The sequence below is a fragment of the Aminobacter sp. GW821-FHT11F06 genome (assembly GCF_058808215.1).
In genome coordinates, this window is record NZ_JBXARL010000006.1 from 247,019 (window position 1) to 263,146 (window position 16,128).

Annotated in this window: 16 protein-coding genes and 1 riboswitch; of the genes, 9 read left to right on the forward strand and 7 right to left on the reverse strand. The window is 63.0% G+C overall.

The genetic code is table 11. From position 1 onward, the window contains the following. The first annotated feature begins 17 nt into the window (after positions 1 to 17). The 6 genes from AC1RTB_RS16730 (at position 18) to AC1RTB_RS16755 (ending at position 5,250) form a co-directional block, all read left to right on the forward strand. On the forward strand, positions 18 to 815 hold the full coding sequence (locus tag AC1RTB_RS16730) for an outer membrane protein (protein ID WP_492879707.1): 798 nt from the start codon (positions 18 to 20) through the stop codon (positions 813 to 815). Positions 816 to 1,003: 188 nt separating this feature from the next. Further along, positions 1,004 to 1,693 carry an outer membrane protein gene (locus AC1RTB_RS16735; protein ID WP_492879706.1) on the forward strand — a complete coding sequence of 230 codons (690 nt, stop codon included), beginning with the start codon at positions 1,004 to 1,006 and terminating at the stop codon, positions 1,691 to 1,693. A gap of 179 nt (positions 1,694 to 1,872) precedes the next feature. Next, the gene (locus AC1RTB_RS16740) at positions 1,873 to 3,048 is read left to right on the forward strand and encodes a phosphoserine transaminase (RefSeq protein ID WP_492879705.1); all 1,176 of its coding nucleotides are present in this window, start codon (positions 1,873 to 1,875) and stop codon (positions 3,046 to 3,048) included. A gap of 68 nt (positions 3,049 to 3,116) precedes the next feature. After that, complete coding sequence (serA, locus tag AC1RTB_RS16745) at positions 3,117 to 4,718, forward strand: phosphoglycerate dehydrogenase (RefSeq protein WP_492879704.1); 1,602 nt, start codon at positions 3,117 to 3,119, stop codon at positions 4,716 to 4,718. A 101-nt stretch (positions 4,719 to 4,819) separates the two neighbouring features. Beyond that, a complete protein-coding gene (locus tag AC1RTB_RS16750) occupies positions 4,820 to 5,044 on the forward strand; it encodes a DUF1902 domain-containing protein (protein WP_492879703.1) in 225 nt (74 codons plus the stop codon). Between the two features lie 11 nt (positions 5,045 to 5,055). Further along, the gene (locus AC1RTB_RS16755; RefSeq protein ID WP_492879702.1) at positions 5,056 to 5,250 is read left to right on the forward strand and encodes a type II toxin-antitoxin system HicA family toxin; all 195 of its coding nucleotides are present in this window, start codon (positions 5,056 to 5,058) and stop codon (positions 5,248 to 5,250) included. A 12-nt stretch (positions 5,251 to 5,262) separates the two neighbouring features. Here AC1RTB_RS16755 and AC1RTB_RS16760 read toward each other — a convergent pair whose 3' ends face one another. The 3 genes from AC1RTB_RS16760 to AC1RTB_RS16770 form a co-directional block, all read right to left on the reverse strand. Further along, on the reverse strand, positions 5,263 to 5,880 hold the full coding sequence (locus AC1RTB_RS16760; protein ID WP_492879701.1) for a ParB-like protein: 618 nt from the start codon (positions 5,878 to 5,880) through the stop codon (positions 5,263 to 5,265). A 1-nt stretch (position 5,881) separates the two neighbouring features. Then, positions 5,882 to 7,600: a SulP family inorganic anion transporter gene (locus AC1RTB_RS16765; RefSeq protein ID WP_492879700.1), complete on the reverse strand. Its 1,719-nt coding sequence runs from the start codon at positions 7,598 to 7,600 to the stop codon at positions 5,882 to 5,884. Positions 7,601 to 7,688: 88 nt separating this feature from the next. Continuing rightward, positions 7,689 to 8,582: a DMT family transporter gene (locus AC1RTB_RS16770; RefSeq protein ID WP_492879699.1), complete on the reverse strand. Its 894-nt coding sequence runs from the start codon at positions 8,580 to 8,582 to the stop codon at positions 7,689 to 7,691. Positions 8,583 to 8,776: 194 nt separating this feature from the next. On the opposite strand from AC1RTB_RS16770, the gene AC1RTB_RS16775 reads away from it, so the two are divergent. Together AC1RTB_RS16775 and AC1RTB_RS16780 are read left to right on the forward strand one after the other, a co-directional pair. Beyond that, entirely contained in the window at positions 8,777 to 10,075 is a 1,299-nt protein-coding gene (locus AC1RTB_RS16775) for an adenylosuccinate synthase (RefSeq protein WP_492879698.1), read from the forward strand. 75 nt (positions 10,076 to 10,150) lie between these two features. Further along, positions 10,151 to 11,677: a hypothetical protein gene (locus tag AC1RTB_RS16780; RefSeq protein ID WP_492879697.1), complete on the forward strand. Its 1,527-nt coding sequence runs from the start codon at positions 10,151 to 10,153 to the stop codon at positions 11,675 to 11,677. 52 nt (positions 11,678 to 11,729) lie between these two features. Here the strand turns inward: AC1RTB_RS16780 and AC1RTB_RS16785 are convergent, their stop codons facing one another. The 4 genes from AC1RTB_RS16785 to AC1RTB_RS16800 are packed head-to-tail and all read right to left on the reverse strand — an operon-like array spanning position 11,730 to position 14,791. Next, positions 11,730 to 12,029, reverse strand: a complete 300-nt coding sequence (locus AC1RTB_RS16785; RefSeq protein WP_492879696.1) for a CcdB family protein — start codon at positions 12,027 to 12,029, stop codon at positions 11,730 to 11,732. Continuing rightward, a complete protein-coding gene (locus AC1RTB_RS16790; protein ID WP_492879695.1) occupies positions 12,029 to 12,289 on the reverse strand; it encodes a type II toxin-antitoxin system CcdA family antitoxin in 261 nt (86 codons plus the stop codon). Before AC1RTB_RS16790 ends, AC1RTB_RS16785 begins: the two co-directional genes overlap by 1 nt. Positions 12,290 to 12,332: 43 nt before the next feature. Continuing rightward, positions 12,333 to 14,144 (reverse strand): ABC-F family ATP-binding cassette domain-containing protein, encoded by a 1,812-nt coding sequence (locus AC1RTB_RS16795; protein ID WP_492879694.1) that lies wholly within the window; start codon positions 14,142 to 14,144, stop codon positions 12,333 to 12,335. Between the two features lie 2 nt (positions 14,145 to 14,146). Then, positions 14,147 to 14,791, reverse strand: coding sequence for a thiamine diphosphokinase (locus AC1RTB_RS16800; protein WP_492879693.1), 645 nt, complete (start codon positions 14,789 to 14,791; stop codon positions 14,147 to 14,149). Positions 14,792 to 14,895: 104 nt separating this feature from the next. After that, a riboswitch (TPP riboswitch) is annotated at positions 14,896 to 15,016 on the forward strand. Positions 15,017 to 15,060: 44 nt separating this feature from the next. Between AC1RTB_RS16800 and thiB the strand changes: the two genes are divergently transcribed. Then, positions 15,061 to 16,065, forward strand: coding sequence for a thiamine ABC transporter substrate binding subunit (thiB, locus tag AC1RTB_RS16805; protein WP_492879692.1), 1,005 nt, complete (start codon positions 15,061 to 15,063; stop codon positions 16,063 to 16,065). Positions 16,066 to 16,128: the final 63 nt, after the last annotated feature.

Below are 16,128 nucleotides of genomic sequence, written 5' to 3' on the forward strand. Positions count from 1 at the left end.
GCATAGGGTCTACAAGCATGTTTATTTTTGGAAGGAACGCGTTCATCGCCGCGCTGCTCATCGGCGTGGCCGCGCCGGCATTTGCGGCGGATCTGCCAGATCCGGGCATGCCGATCCCGATCGTTGCGCTACCGGCGTCCAGTGGCTGGTATCTGCGCGGCCATCTCGGCATGAGCAACCAGCAGCTCGGAAGTCTCCAGTCCGAGCCTTTCAACAATCCCCGCATCGAGCACGGCTGGCTCGACAAGGGCGGCTTCTCGTCCGCGCCGATCTTCGGCGGCGGCATCGGCTATCAGTTCAACGACTTCCTGCGTGGCGACATCACCGCCGAATACCGCGGCGCAGCCGACTTCAAGGCGCTCGACTACCTCTCCTACAACACCGGCACCCCGGTCGGTGTGGTGACGCGGACGAACGACTACGGCGCCAAGAAGTCGGAGTGGGTGGTCATGGCCAACGCCTATGCCGACGTCGGCACCTTCTACGGCATCACGCCATATGTCGGCGCGGGCATCGGCGCGTCGCGCAACACGATTTCGCACTTCCGTGACGTCAATGTCATCAATGGTGGCGCCGCCTATGCGGCTCCGGCCTCGCAGTGGAACTTCGCCTGGGCATTGCACGCCGGTCTCGGCATCAAGGCCACCGAACGCATGACCATCGATCTCGGCTACAGCTATGTCGACCTCGGCGACGCCCGTACCGGCACGATGTACAATGACAACGCGCTCTTCAATCAGCCAAACGACGGCATGCACTTCAAGGACATCACCTCGCATGACCTCAAGCTCGGTGTCCGTTATTCGCTGAACTAAGCGATCCCGGTCATTTCCCGCATTGTCGAACCGCCCGGCCCGCCGGGCGGTTTTTCTTTGGCAGCTTGCCAAAACACCGGCTAACCATCTGTTATCCTTAACTGCGACTTAACCTCTATGGTTAATGATGACATGAAAGGCGGCTGGATTCTCAGGCAACACCCGGCGCCATTCGGGAGAATGCGATCATGACATTGACGTATCGCATGGCGCTGGCGCTGGCCGCGACCATGCCCTGGCCACTCATCGCCAGCGCCGCCGACTATGAACCGCCTGTTGTCGTCGAGGAGGCACCGGAATATGTGCCCGTGGAAGTCGGCTCCGGCTGGTACCTGCGCGGCGATATCGGCTACAATTTCACCAAGTCACCCTATGACTTCACGCTGTACGGCGTGGAATCGAGCAGCACGCGCATCAACGGCAGCATCGGCGCCGGCTATCACTTCACCGACTACTTCCGCGGCGATCTCAACCTGGGGTTCCTGGCACGCGACCGCTTCGCTGCAACGGATGGCTTTGTCACCATCGAAGCTGAAAACAACATGTGGACCGGCATGGCCAACGCCTATGTCGACCTCGGCACCGTTGCTGGCTTTACGCCTTATCTCGGCGCCGGCATCGGTCTCATCTACTCCAGTCTGCGGGTGGACGACACCTCCCTGGCACCGGAATGGCACCTTCGCGACACGCAATACGCACTGGCCTATTCGCTCAACGCCGGCGTCAGCTACAAGGTCAGCCAGAACACGTCGATCGACGTCGGTTACCAGTATCTCGCCGCACCAGACCTTGAATATGCCGATGTGCCGGCAGTGGAAACCAAAAAGGGCGTCGATTTCCATCAGGTTAAGGTCGGCCTGCGCTACGATCTTTGGTAAGCATCTGATCTCGCATGCGAAAATCACGGCGGGCTAAGGCCCGCCGTTTTCGTTTCTGGAAAACTGTTCCAGCAGCGACTCAAATTTTCCTCTTGACGCCGGGAGCGACCGGGAATATCGCCGTCCGTGGGCCACCCCTCCCCAACGAGGGGCCAGCTATCTGGAAGGATAGAACCACGATGACGATCGTCACCAAGCCCGGACTCCGTCCGGCAAACCCCAATTTCTCCTCAGGTCCCTGCGCAAAACGTCCCGGCTGGTCGCTTCAAGTACTCGCCGACGCTCCGCTTGGCCGCTCGCACCGCGCCAAGGTCGGCAAGACCAAGCTCGAACAGGCGATCGCGCTGACGCGCGAGATTCTCCAGGTTCCCGCCGATTATCGCATCGGCATCGTTCCGGCCTCCGACACGGGCGCCGTCGAGATGGCGCTGTGGTCGCTGCTCGGCGAGCGCGGCGTCGACATGGTCGCCTGGGAAAGCTTCGGCGCTGGCTGGATCACCGACGTGGTCAAGCAGCTCAAGCTCGAAGACGTGCGCAAGTTCGAAGCCGCCTATGGCGAGCTGCCGGACCTCGCCAAGGTCGATTTCGACCGCGATGTTGTCTTCACCTGGAACGGCACGACCTCGGGCGTTCGCGTTGCCAACGGCGACTTCATTCCCGCCGACCGCAAGGGCCTGACCATCTGCGATGCCACCTCGGCAGCCTTCGCCCAGCGGCTCGATTTCACCAAGCTCGATGTCGTCACCTTCTCCTGGCAGAAGGTGCTCGGCGGCGAAGGCGCGCATGGCATGCTGATCCTCAGCCCCCGCGCCGTTGAACGCCTGGAGAGCTACAAGCCGGCCTGGCCGCTGCCCAAGATCTTCCGCCTGACCTCGGGCGGCAAGCTGATCGAAGGCATCTTCAAGGGCGAGACCATCAACACGCCGTCGATGCTGTGCGTCGAGGACTATCTCGATGCGCTGAAATGGGCCAAGGGCCTGGGCGGACTCGATGCATTGGTAGCCCGCGCGGACGCCAATTTCGCCGCCATCGATGGCTTCGTGCAGAAGTCGGGCTGGCTCGGCCACCTCGCCGTCGAGCCGGAAACACGTTCCAACACCTCGGTCTGCCTGTCGATTGTCGATCCCGATGTCGCCAGCCTCGACAAGGACGGCCAGGCGGCATTTGCCAAGGGCATGGTCTCAGTGCTCGAAAAGGAAGGCGTTGCCTTCGACATCGGCGCCTATCGCGACGCGCCTCCCGGCCTGCGCATCTGGGCCGGCGCGACCGTCGAGACCTCGGACCTTGTTGCCCTGATGCCGTGGCTCGACTGGGCCTTCGCCAATCAGAAGGCAGCGCTCAAGGCTGCGGCCTGACCAGACCTGCGGCGGCCTCCGGGCCGCCCATTTCCCGAACAGTTTGATCACTCTTCAAGGAGGCAGCTATGGCGCCCCGCGTTCTCGTATCCGACAAACTCTCCACCACCGCCGTCCAGATCTTCAAGGATCGTGGCGTCGAGGTCGACTATCTGCCCGACCTCGGCAAGGACAAGGAAAAGCTGCTCGAAGTCATCGGCCAGTATGACGGCCTTGCCATCCGCTCGGCGACCAAGGTCACCGAAAAGCTGATCGCGGCCGCGACCAACCTCAAGGTCATCGGCCGCGCCGGCATCGGCGTCGACAATGTCGACATTCCCGCCGCCTCCAGGCGCGGTATCATCGTGATGAACACGCCTTTCGGCAATTCGATCACCACCGCCGAGCACGCCATCGCGCTGATGTTCGCCGTCGCCCGCCAGATCCCCGAGGCCAGCGTGTCGACCCATGCCGGCAAGTGGGAGAAGAACCGCTTCATGGGTGTCGAGATCACCGGCAAGACGCTCGGCCTGATCGGCTGCGGCAATATCGGCTCCATCGTCGCTACCCGCGGCGTCGGTCTCAAGATGCATGTCGTTGCCTTCGACCCGTTCCTCTCCGAGCATCGCGCCGAGGAACTGGGTGTCGAAAAGGTCGAGCTCGACGAGCTGTTCGCCCGTGCCGACTTCATCACGCTGCATACGCCGCTGACCGACAAGACACGCAACATCATCAACGCCGAAGCCATCGCCAAGATGAAAACCGGCGTGCGTATCATCAACTGCGCCCGTGGCGGTCTCATCGTCGAGAAGGACCTCATCGCCGGCTTGAAGAGCGGCAAGGTGGCGGGCGCTGGCATCGACGTGTTCGAGGTCGAGCCGGCCGAGAGCAACGAGCTGTTTGGCATGGACAACGTCGTGTGCACGCCGCATCTCGGCGCCTCGACTTCGGAAGCGCAGGAAAACGTCGCCCTTCAGGTCGCCGAGCAGATGGCCGACTATCTGGTCAAGGGCGCTGTCTCCAACGCCATCAACATGCCTTCGATCACCGCCGAGGAAGCGCCGCGGCTCAAGCCTCTCGTCAAGCTCGCCGAAGTGCTCGGCGCCTTTGTCGGCCAGGTGACGGAAGACCCCATCACCGAGGTCGAAATCCTGTTCGACGGCCAGATCGCGCAGATGAACACCAAGGCGCTGATCAGTGCCGCTCTTGCCGGCCTGATCCGGCCGCAGGTCTCCGACGTCAACATGGTGTCGGCGCCGATCATGGTGAAGGAGCGCGGCATCATCGTCGCCGAGGTCAAGCGCGACAAGTCGGGTGTCTTCGACGGCTACATCAAGCTGACGGTCAAGACCGAGCACATGACGCGGTCGATCGCCGGCACCTGCTTCTCCGACGGCAAGCCGCGCTTCATCCAGATCAAGGGCATCAATCTCGACGCCGAGGTTGGCCAGCACATGCTCTACACCACCAACGCCGACGCGCCCGGCATCATCGGCCTGCTTGGCACCGTGTGCGGTGAAAACGGGGTCAACATCGCCAACTTCTCGCTCGGTCGCGACCGCCCGGGCGGCGATGCCATCGCGCTGCTTTATCTCGACGCCCCCTTCCCCGAAGACGTGCTCGCCAAGGTGCGGAACCACAAGTCCATCGACTCGGCCAGGCGCCTGCAGTTCGACGTCAACGGTTTCTAGTCAACAGCCCCTCCCAAGGCTGAGGAAGGCGCGGACCGGTTCCGCGCCTTTTTCTTTTTCGGCAACGGCAGTAGGATGTCGGCCTGCTTGGAGACGCCCGAATGAAACTGGTCGTGGACGTGCGCTGGGATGATGAAGCCTCGGTCTGGTACGCTGTCTCCCGAGGTCAAACCGGACTGGCGACAGAGAGCGAGTCTCTTGACGGTTTGCGTGAGCGGATCCTGGCCGTGCTGCCGGATCTGCTTGAATTGCCCCAGACCCAAATCGACGTGGAACTGGTCGTCCACGACATTTCAGCCAAGCCCAGCCCGATCGCCGCCGAATAGACGCGGGCTGCGTGCAGAACTTTGCCAAACCTCTGAAGAAACTTCTCACCGAGGCCGGCTGGCAATTGTTGCGGCAAGGCAAAGGCGATCACGAGGTGTGGCACAACCCGACATCAGGGCAGAAGGTAACCGTGGTTACCTTCCTCAAGTCTCGCCATCTGGCAAATGCGATCCTGAAGGACGCCGGACTGCCCAAGGCCTTCTAAGCTTCTTCATGTTCAAGCGTCCGGCCCGCTCCAGCCCGGCAGGTAGCTCGCTTCGGTTTGCCGGCCCAGTTGCAGGGCTTGCCGCGATGCCTTGTCGAAATTGTCATTGAGAAGGGCCACCGGCACCCTCCGGCGGAAGAAATCGGCCCACAGGAATTCGGCGAAGGGCGTGGTGTCCTTGGCGTAACCACCCAGCCGCCTGACCTCGCCGGCCAGGCTGCGATAGGGGTCGTCGATGAGCTTGTCGACGGACCTCGGGATATCGGCATAAGCCCGCCTTTTGCCCGATGCATCGAAGGGATGCATCCAGGCGCGGTTGTCGAGCACGACAAGAAACGCCTCCTTGTCGAGCCGCGATAGGTCGCAGATGACGTTGACGAAAACCTCCCGCAGCCCCTCCTCATATAAAGCGCGTGCCAGATGATGATGGTCGACGACGTGATATCGCCCTTTCGGCCCAACAACCACGGGAATGAAATGATGTCCGAGGAAGGCGCCAGCCTTGCTGGACGGCAGCGCGCGCAATTCGCGTCGCTTTACCGCCACTTCGCGCAGACCGACAGTCATCTGGGTGGGGCGCAGGTCCTCGACCAGAACCGGTTGTAGCGTCGGTTTGGTTTCGTTCGCCATGTCAGTTGCTCCCTTTGACCGATGCGGCCTCCGCGTTGAGTGCAGTGATCGCATTGTCGACGCTGCGGAAAATCCGGTTAGGCCCCAGGGCCACGGTGATGCCGAAACGCGCAAGTGCTGTTTGCGCCCGTACCGATTCCAGCCGAGCTATGGAGAAGGTCAGGCCGGCATCGTGGCAAGAAACGATAACGTCGGATAGTGCGGCGGCTGCGGTGTAGTCGATGTCGGTAACGTTGTTTGCCTCCAGCACGACGTGCTTCAGCGATCCGGGTCGCGTCGAGACCATAGCCTCGACGCCACGTTTGAAGCGTTCGGCATTGACGAAGGACAGCGGCGCCTGGAAGGCCACGACCAGCACGCCGTCGATGCGCTCGCCCTCGCTGCCGTCCGCCGGCGGCCACCAGATCGAGGTTCCGGGCACACGCTCGAACTCGATCGCCTGTGCCTGGGTCATGCCCCACAGGCCGTGCAGCAGCGACAGGCCAATGCCGGTGGCAACGCCAATCTCGATGGGCAAGGCAACGATGGCGAGGGCCGTGACGACGATGAGCGCGAACTCCACCGGCGCCTGGCGGAAGGTCGAGACGAAGGTCGGCCAGCGCAGGATGCGCAGCGCGATGAACATCAAGATACCGGCCAGTGCGGCCTGGGGCACGTTGGCGAGCAGCTTTGTGCCAAACAACAACAGCAGCAAGACGATGGCCGCGGCCAACAGACCAGCCAGCTGCGAGCGCCCGCCGGTTTCGGCAACGATGGCGGTACGTGGCGGGCTTGAGTTGACCGGAAAGGCTCCGAACAGGCCGGCCACGAGACTACCGGCGCCGACGCCGACGAAATCACGGTTCACATCCGGCTCCGCACCCGCCTTGCCGGCGAATGAGCGTGTGGTGGCCGCCGTCTGCACCATGATGACCAGCGAGATCAGCAGCGCCAGCGGCACGAGGGTGCGCATGTCCTCGAACGTGACGGTTGGCATGGCAAGCCTGGGCAGGGCGTCGGGCAAAACGCCCAAAACGGCAACGCCATATTGCGCCAGGTCAAACAGGGTCACAGCCAACGTCGCCAGCGCCAGTGCGATCAGCGCAACCGGGATGCGGGGACTGACGCGTTCGCCGACAGTCACCACAAGGAAAACGCCGACGCCAAGCGCCAGGCTGAGCAGATTGACCTGGCCGAGATCGGCGTAGACCGCCGCCAGCCTGTGAAAGACATCGCCGCTGCCCGACGGCAGCCCGAGCAATTCGGGCAGTTGCGAAATGATGATGTGGATCGAAATGCCGGCGAGGAAACCGGCGGTGACCGGCACGGATAAAAGGTCGGCGATCCAGCCGAGACGCAGCAGTCCGCCGGCAATAACGATCACCCCGACCATCAGCGCCAGCATGGCGGCAAGCCCGGCATATTGCGGCGAGCCTGACGTCGCGACCAGCGCCAGTCCGCCGGCGAAGATCGGCGTAATGGTGGAGTCGGCACCAGCCGAGAGGCAGCGGCTCGCACCGAAAGCGGCAAAAGCCACAGCGCCGGCGATGAAGGCGAAAAAGCCGATCTCGGGCGAGAATTCGCCCAGCCGCGCGGTTGCCATCTGCTCGGGAATGGCGATGGCCGCGAGCGTCAATCCGGCGGCCACGTCACCGCCAAGATCCGCCCGGCTCCAGCCTTGCAAGGCGCCAAAGAGAACACGCGGCCTTGCATGCAACAGCCCCGTTCGCAAACCTCGCATGCGCGCCTCGCCCATACTCGCATCGGCCACCCCAATGCATTCGCAACGGCGGCCTATTTCAACGCCGAGTGCTTGCCTCGCGTTGCCGTCAAGGTTGCGCCATCTTGCGCCCACTATGCTCGGCAAGCCAGATGCCGCCGAGCACAAGCACGATGGCCACCGCATGATAGGCCTGGAAAGCTTCGCCGATGATCATCACCGACAGCAGCGTTCCGAAGATCGGCACCATGTTGATGAACAGGCCCGCACGGTTTGCACCGATCAGCTCGACGCCCCTGATGTAGAATATCTGCGCCAGGATCGAGGGAAACAACACCATATAGACGGTGATCGCCCAACCCAGCGCGTCGGGCACAATCACGCGGCCCGTGGCGATTTCCCAAACGACAAACGGGATCGAGGTGACGAAGGCGGCTGATGTCATCACGATCATCAAGCTTAGCCAATGGATGTCGGGCTTGAAGCGCAGCGCCACCGTGTAGGCGCTGTAGACCAGCACCGCGATCAGCATCAGCGCATCGCCGAAATTCATGTCGAGCGCCGCCAGCGTTCTCAGATCGCCATGGCTGGCCGTGAGGGCGATACCGGTGAGCGACAGCAGGAAACCGATGATCTGGCCAAAAGTGACGCGCATGCGAAACAGGATGAAGTTGGCGGCGAAGATGACCATCGGCATGCCCGCCTGCTCGATGCTGGCGTTGATCGCCGAGGTGAAATTCAGCGCCGAATAAAGTGCCGCGTTAAACGCCGTGAAGCCAAGCCCGCCCAAAGCGACGAGCAGCCAGATATGCTTGCGCACGACCGGCCAGTCATTCCGCAACCGAGGCCAGCCGATGGCGCCAAGGATCGCAGCCGCGAATGCCCAGCGCAGCGACGTCAGCAGCATCGGCGAAGCATGGCCGACGGCGAGCTTGCCCGCCACTGCGTTGCCGCCCCAGAACAGCGTGGTCGCCAACAGCAGGAGATAGGCTTTTCGATGCATGCGACCGACTTTCGCTGGCGAGAGGTTACATGCCGGCCTAGGTGCTGGGTCCTGACAAGTAAATGCGCCCAAGTGCGGAATTTGTTGTGCCTCAGACGGTAAAGAAAGGTCGCACATCCAATTGCTTGGCGTTATAGAGGCCTGTCATTTTGCACTGTTCGCGGCCCGGCCCGCGATGTCGGAAGGAAAATATCATGGCCAATGTGGTGGTCGTCGGTTCCCAGTGGGGCGATGAAGGCAAGGGCAAGATCGTCGACTGGCTGTCGGAGCGCGCCGATGTGGTGGTGCGCTTCCAGGGCGGGCACAACGCCGGTCACACGCTGGTGGTCAACGGTGTCGTCTACAAGCTGTCGCTGCTGCCCTCCGGTGTCGTGCGCGAAGGCAAGCTGTCGATCATCGGCAATGGCGTGGTCTTTGACCCGCATGCCTTTGTCTCCGAATTGGCCAAGATCCGCGCCCAGGGCGTCGAAATCGGCCCGGATCGCCTGAAAATAGCCGAAAACACCGCGCTTATCCTGTCGCTGCACCGTGAGCTGGATGGTTTCCGCGAGGACGCCGCCTCCAATTCTGGAACGAAGATTGGCACGACCCGTCGCGGCATCGGCCCCGCCTATGAAGACAAGGTGGGCCGCCGTGCTGTCAGGGTGATGGATTTGGCGGATTTGGATACGCTCCCCCAGAAGGTCGACCGGTTGCTGACGCACCACAATGCGATGCGTCGCGGGCTCGGTCACCCCGAAGTGACGCATGATGCCATCATGACCGAACTGACTTCGGTCGCCGACAAGATCCTGCCTTACATGGACCGCGTGTGGAAAGTGCTGGACGACAAGCGCCGTGCCGGCCAGCGCATCCTTTTCGAAGGCGCGCAGGGCACGTTGCTCGACATTGACCACGGCACCTACCCGTTCGTGACGTCGTCCAACACGGTTGCCGGCCAGGCGGCCGCCGGTTCGGGCGTAGGCCCAGGCGCGATCAACTACGTGCTCGGCATCACCAAGGCCTATACGACGCGCGTCGGCGAAGGCCCGTTCCCGACCGAGCAGCAGAACGAGATCGGCGAATTCCTCGGCACCCGCGGCCATGAGTTCGGCGTGGTGACCGGGCGCAAGCGCCGCTGCGGCTGGTTCGACGCCGTGCTGGTGCGCCAGGCGGTTGCCGTCAACGGCATCAAGGGCATCGCGCTGACCAAGCTCGACGTGCTCGATGGCCTCGACGAGATCAAGGTTTGCACCGGCTACATGCTCGATGGCGAGCTGATCGACTATCTGCCGGCGAGCCAGGGCGCGCAGGCTCGCGTCGAGCCGGTCTACGAGACGCTCGAAGGCTGGAAGGGCACCACGGCCGGCGCCCGCAGCTGGAATGATTTGCCTGCCCAGGCGGTCAAGTATGTGCGCTACATCGAAGAACTGATCGGCGCGCCGGTGGCCATGCTTTCCACCAGCCCGGAGCGGGACGACACCATACTTGTGACCGACCCGTTTGAAGACTAGTTTTGGCAGCGTTCCGGCGGCTGATTTGCCGCCGGACGCGGCGCGGCCCAGAAGAAGAGATAGGTCGACGAGAGAATGGCAGACTTCGTAGCGGTTCTGAAGAAGACGCTGGATGGCATGGGTGACACCACGCCGGCGATGCGCGCGCGGGTTTACGACAAGGCCCGCAGCACCATCGCGGCCAAGCTCGCCGCCCTCAATCCGCAGCCACCCGCAGCCGTCGCCGAACGCCAGACGAAATCGCTCGAGGACGCCATCGCGACCGTCGAGGCGGAATTCAATGCAAAGCCGGTGGAAGACGATCCGCTGGCCGAACTGGAAAACGTCTTCACGTCGATCGCCCGCAACAAGGACCAGCCGGCCTACAGCCGCCCTGCGCCCGAGCCGGAAGTCCGCCGCTCCCCGGTGACGCCAGTCGCACCGCCGCCGGCTGCCGCCCCTGTTCCGCCCTCTCCTGCCCCAGCCTATGTGCCACGACCACGTGAGCCCCTGCCTGATTTCTCGGCGAGCCACGATCAGGATGAAGACGTACCGGTAGCTGACGACGACCACGTGGCAGACACTGCCGGCGACGATGTCGATGCGTTCCAGAACACCCGCCAGCGCCCGCGCAAGCGCATCAGCGGCGGCCTGATTGCCGCGGCCCTTGCCGTCGCGGTTGTCGGTGCCGGCGGCTATGGCCTGTGGGCCAACCGCGCTGCCTTTTCGGGCTCCAGCGCCGACAAGCCTGCCGAGACCGCACCGCCGGCAAACGAAGCAGCAGCACCGCCGCCCGCCAATGGCGGCCAGGCAGCCCAGGCGCCGGCCAATGGCGAGCCGGGCAAGTTCACCCAGCGCATGACGGTCGATGGCAAGGAAGTCGATCCGGGTCCGGCAAGCGGCACCAACGGTGTCGGCGAGGGCACGTCCGTCGCCGCCCTGACCCAGCCACCGCCTGCGACACCGCCGGCGACGCCCGAGCCCGCACCAACAACGCCCGCAACCCCGGCAGCACCTGCCGAGGGAGCGACGACACCACAGCCGGCGGCGAACGCAAATGCACCGGTGGCCGTCGGCCAGAAGGCGATCTTCTACGAAGAGCGCACCAATGTGGCGCAAGGCTCGGCTGAATCCGGCTCGGTTGTCTGGACGGTGGTGCAGGAATCGCCCGGCGGCGACCTGCCGCCCGAACCGGCGATTCGTGCCGAAGCAACAATTCCCGGCAAGGACATCCAGCTGCGCATGACCATCCGCCGCAATGCGGACAAGACGCTGCCGGCGAGCCATATCCTTGAGATGATCTTCCTGACGCCTGATGGTTTCGAGGGTGGCGGCATCGAAAACATCCTGCGGGTGGCGATGAAGAGCTCCGAACAGGATGCCGGCAATTCGCTGCTTGGCATTCCGGCCAAGATCGCCGACGGCTTCTTCCTCGTCGCGCTCAACGACACCAAGGCCGAAGTCGACGCCAACCTGAACCTTCTGCGCCGCCAGGGCTGGATCGACGTGCCGGTGGTCTACAAATCCGGCCGCCGCGCGCTGTTCACCCTGGAAAAGGGTATTCCGGGCGACAAGGTGTTCGAAGAGGCGATGAAGGCCTGGCAGGCCAAGGCGGCGGGATAAGTCTTTCGCTCGCTCGCGAATGCGATCTGCCTGACGCGAACGACAGCTCGCGTCAGAAGCCTTGGAACAGCATATCCAGGGCGGAGACTATCTGATCGTGATGGTTGCCTAGGTTGGTCCGACGGTTTCCCAACTCGGCTGTGGCAACGGCGCTTATGAGGTGTGTGGCCATCACAACTTTGCGGTCATCGACCTCGAATAAAGGATTGAGCTTCCGGACGGGCGGCGGCACCTCTTCTGCTGGCAGAAGAGGGATGACTACTCTCGATTTCAGATGATCAAGCAGGTCTGACTGTACGTCTAGCAGATAACTGCCTTCAAACGGGCCTGCAAACACATCATATCTGGCCATCAGAACAGCCGATACTTGGCCAATGGCAGCCCATTTTTGTCGACATAGTTGTTCCAGGCATCCAAGGTTGCCTGATTTTCCAACTTCCATCGTCGCGATTTCTCTTCGGAGACGGCCTTCGCAAGCGCCTCTTCAGCGAGCTGGGACATGTTCAAGCCCAATGCCTTGGCCTCATCGACCAGCCTGGAATCGAGGGACACATTCGTTGGCTTGCGCGTCGGTTTGGGTGCTTTCTGGAGCATGAAGCCCTCCTCAGTCATGCACATATAGTATGTGCATGACCTTATAAAGGCAACTGTTTGCCTACCCCTCGAGTTCCTCGCGCAGCATTTCCAGCTCGAACCATTCCTCCTCGAGCGCTGTCAGCGCCTCGCGCTCCTTGTCGAGGGCGGCGATGGTCTTTTGGAAGCCGTGCGGGTCGCGCTCGTAGAAGGCCGGATCGGCGATCTGGTTTTCCAGCCGCGAGATCGAAGCTGTCACCGCTTCCATCTTCTTGGGCAGGTTTTCGAGCGCGAACTTCTGCTTGAACGACAGCTTCTTCGATGCTGCCTTCGGCGCTTCGGGCTCGCCGCGGCCTGACGCCTGGCCGTTGGCGGCTTTGCGCGATTTCCGGTCCTCAAGCTTGGTGCCGCCGCGCTGGGCCAGCATGTCGGCATAACCACCGGCATATTCGATCCAGCGGCCTTCGACGTCGGGCGCGATGATGCTGGTCACCGTACGGTCGAGGAAGTCGCGATCATGGCTGACAAGGATGACGGTGCCGGCAAAACCGGCGACCAGTTCCTGCAGCAATTCCAGCGTCTCCATGTCGAGGTCGTTGGTCGGTTCGTCGAGTACCAGCAGATTGGCCGGGCGCGCCAGAACACGCGCCAGGATCAGCCGGGCGCGTTCGCCGCCCGAGAGTTCGCGCACCGGCGTGCGCGCCTGCTCAGGCTTGAACAGGAAGTCCTTCATGTAGGAGACGACGTGGCGCTGCTCGCCATTGATGACGAGGTTTTCGCCGCGCCCGTCGGTCAGATAGCTCGACAGGGTCTCGTGCGGATCGACAGCCTCGCGCTTCTGGTCGAGGGTTGCAATCTCAAGGTTGACGCCAAGCCGGATCGTGCCCGCGTCGGGCTCAAGCTCGCCGGTCAGCATCTTGAGCAAAGTCGTCTTGCCGGCACCATTGGGACCGACCAGGCCAACGCGGTCGCCGCGCTGGATGCGGGTGGAAAAGTCCTTGACCACGACGAGGTCGCCGAAAGCCTTGTCGATGTTCTTGGCCTCGATGATCAGCTTGCCGGATTCGGTCGCCTCACTCGCCACCATCGTCGCCACGCCTTCGGCACCGCGATGGCCGCGAAAGCTCTGGCGCATCGTCTGCAGTTCACCGAGCCGGCGCATGTTGCGCTTGCGCCGCGCGGTCACGCCATAGCGCAGCCAGTGCTCTTCGCGCACGATCTGGCGGCCGAGCTTGTGCTGGTCGCGCTCTTCCTCCTCAAGGATCTGATCGCGCCATTCCTCGAAATGGGCAAAGCCTCGATCAAGCCGGCGTGTCTGGCCGCGATCGAGCCACACCGTGTTGCGGCTGACGCGTTCGAGAAAACGCCTGTCGTGCGAGATGACGATCAGCGCCGACGACGTGCGGATCAGTTCTTCTTCCAGCCACTCGATGACGGCAAGGTCGAGATGGTTGGTCGGCTCATCGAGCAGCATGATGTCGGGCTCGGGCGCCATGACGCGGGCAAGCGCGGCACGCCGCGCCTCGCCGCCCGAAAGGTCGGCCGGAGACTCTTCGCCTGTAAGGCCAAGATGGTCGAGCAGATAGGTGGCGCGGTGCGGATCATCCGCAGGCCCTAGACCGGCCTTGACATAGGCGCGCACCGAAGCGAAGCCATCCATGTCGGGCATCTGCGGCAGGTAGCGGATCGTCGCCGACGGCTGGCGGAACACCACGCCATCCTGCGGTTCGACCAGCCCGGCAGCGATCTTAAGCAGCGTCGACTTGCCCGAACCGTTGCGCCCGACCAAAGCGATCTTGTCGCCCGAAGCCGCCGACAGCGATGCACCATCAAGCAGTGGCGTGCCACCGAAAGTCAGACGGATGCCGTCAAGATTGAGAAGCGGTGGCGCCATGTTCAAAATTCCAAGGCAGGAAAGGGATGGGCGAGAAGCAGCGCGCGGCCGCTACCGAGCGAAACACGCAAGGTGCCCCGCACTTCGTTGGAGAGTGTCAGCGATGAGCCGAACGGCACGTCGACGCTGTTGAGCGGCCATTTGGCGCCCTCTTCGGACAGGCCAGACAGTTCGGAAAAAGCGAGCACGGAAAACACCGTGCCGTCGTCATAGTCGAAGCTCATCGTGCCCGGCAAAAGCGGATGCGCCTCCTGGCGCCCGCTGGTCAGGATCACTTCGGTGCCAGCCTCGGCAAGCCGCAGCGCCAGAGCAAGGTGGAGAAAAGCATGGTCGGCGCGCGGGCCGCCAAAGGCGCCAACGAGCACCAGCGAGGTCGCGCCGCGCTGGAGTGCCGCCGCGACGGCGAGCTCGCCGTCGGTCTTGTCTTTTTCCTCGGGAAAGGTCTCGCGCGGCAAGTCGGCGAAGCGCGGATCGACGTCAGCCGGCACGGAATCGAAGTCGCCGAGCCACAGCTCCGGCATCAGTTCCAGGGTGGTGGCGTGGCGAATGCCGGAATCGGCCGCGATGACACGGCTGCCCGCGACCTGACGGTCGACGAGCGGCGTGCGCAAAAGCTCGCCGCCAAGGAGTATGGTGAACCGGGTCATGGCAGCGCATTACCAGTCCGGCGGCCGAAACGGAAGGCCGCGACGTTGGTTCGTGGCCGGCAAACTACCGCTTGCGTGGCCCCGCACGCGGCCTTATTTGTTGAACCGCTCTAACGGGGTGCCTGACGTGTTCACACGTGCTGGCTGAGAGGCATGGGAAAATCCAGCCAACCCGCTGAACCTGATCCGGTTTGTACCGGCGGAGGGATTAGATGCTTCGGACGCCCGGCGCTTCAAATTCCCTTTCAACACCAATGAAGGAGGCGCCGATGCGCACGATTATGCTGTCCTTGACCTCGGCCCTGGCGCTCGCCGCCGCAGCCTTTCCGGCCGCCGCCGAAGGCAAGCTTACCGTCTACACCTATGAAAGCTTCACTTCCGAGTGGGGTCCCGGCCCGCGGGTCAAGAAGGCCTTCGAGGCCGAATGCGGCTGCGAAGTCGACTTCGTCTCGGTTGCCGATGGTGTGGCCCTGCTCAATCGTGTGAAACTCGAAGGCGCCTCGACAAAGGCCGACATCGTGCTCGGCCTCGACACCAATTTGACCGCCGAGGCCAAGGCGACCGGCCTGTTTGCCGCGCACGGTGCGGCGGGCGAAAACGTCAAGGTTCCGGGCGACTGGAAGGACGACACCTTCGTGCCCTACGACTACGGCTACTTCGCCGTCGTCTACGACACCGAGAAGCTCAAGAACCCGCCCAAGAGCCTGAAGGAATTGGTCGAGGGCGACCCCGAGCAGAAGATCGCCATCCAGGATCCACGCACCTCGACGCCGGGCCTCGGCCTGCTGCTGTGGGTCAAGTCGGTCTACGGCGACAAGGCGCCGGAAGCCTGGGCCAAGCTCAAGGGTCGCGTGCTGACCGTGACGCCGGGCTGGAGCGAGGCCTATGGCCTGTTCACCAAGGGTGAGGCGCCGATGGTGCTGTCTTACACCACCTCGCCGGCCTACCACATGGTCGCGGACAAGTCCGAGCGCTACCAGGCAGCCTCCTTCGAGGAAGGTCACTATTTGCAGATCGAGGTTGCCGGCATCACCACGACAGGCACCAAGAACCCGCTGGCGGAAAAGTTCATGGCCTTCATGACAAGCCCGGGTTTCCAGGATGTGGTTCCAGAGACCAACTGGATGCTGCCAGCCGGCAAGACCGACAAGCCGCTCAATCCCGCCTTCGACAGGTTGGTGATGCCGGCCAAGACGCTGCTGTTCAGCGCCGAGGAGGTCGCCGCCAACCGCAAGGCCTGGGTCGACGAGTGGCTGAGCGTGATGAGCAAGTAGGCGTTTCATCGACTGATGATGCCGCTTGAACACCCCCCTCTGCCCTGCCGGCCATCTCCCCCT

Coding starts and splice junctions, on each gene's coding strand:
- AC1RTB_RS16730 (WP_492879707.1), top strand. CDS start 18: ATGTTTATTTTTGGAAGGAACGCGTTCATCGCCGCGCTGCTCATCGGC.
- AC1RTB_RS16735 (WP_492879706.1), top strand. CDS start 1,004: ATGACATTGACGTATCGCATGGCGCTGGCGCTGGCCGCGACCATGCCC.
- AC1RTB_RS16740 (WP_492879705.1), top strand. CDS start 1,873: ATGACGATCGTCACCAAGCCCGGACTCCGTCCGGCAAACCCCAATTTC.
- serA (WP_492879704.1), top strand. CDS start 3,117: ATGGCGCCCCGCGTTCTCGTATCCGACAAACTCTCCACCACCGCCGTC.
- AC1RTB_RS16750 (WP_492879703.1), top strand. CDS start 4,820: ATGAAACTGGTCGTGGACGTGCGCTGGGATGATGAAGCCTCGGTCTGG.
- AC1RTB_RS16760 (WP_492879701.1), bottom strand. CDS start 5,880: ATGGCGAACGAAACCAAACCGACGCTACAACCGGTTCTGGTCGAGGAC.
- AC1RTB_RS16765 (WP_492879700.1), bottom strand. CDS start 7,600: ATGCGAGGTTTGCGAACGGGGCTGTTGCATGCAAGGCCGCGTGTTCTC.
- AC1RTB_RS16770 (WP_492879699.1), bottom strand. CDS start 8,582: ATGCATCGAAAAGCCTATCTCCTGCTGTTGGCGACCACGCTGTTCTGG.
- AC1RTB_RS16775 (WP_492879698.1), top strand. CDS start 8,777: ATGGCCAATGTGGTGGTCGTCGGTTCCCAGTGGGGCGATGAAGGCAAG.
- AC1RTB_RS16780 (WP_492879697.1), top strand. CDS start 10,151: ATGGCAGACTTCGTAGCGGTTCTGAAGAAGACGCTGGATGGCATGGGT.
- AC1RTB_RS16785 (WP_492879696.1), bottom strand. CDS start 12,029: ATGGCCAGATATGATGTGTTTGCAGGCCCGTTTGAAGGCAGTTATCTG.
- AC1RTB_RS16790 (WP_492879695.1), bottom strand. CDS start 12,289: ATGACTGAGGAGGGCTTCATGCTCCAGAAAGCACCCAAACCGACGCGC.
- AC1RTB_RS16795 (WP_492879694.1), bottom strand. CDS start 14,144: ATGGCGCCACCGCTTCTCAATCTTGACGGCATCCGTCTGACTTTCGGT.
- AC1RTB_RS16800 (WP_492879693.1), bottom strand. CDS start 14,791: ATGACCCGGTTCACCATACTCCTTGGCGGCGAGCTTTTGCGCACGCCG.
- thiB (WP_492879692.1), top strand. CDS start 15,061: ATGCGCACGATTATGCTGTCCTTGACCTCGGCCCTGGCGCTCGCCGCC.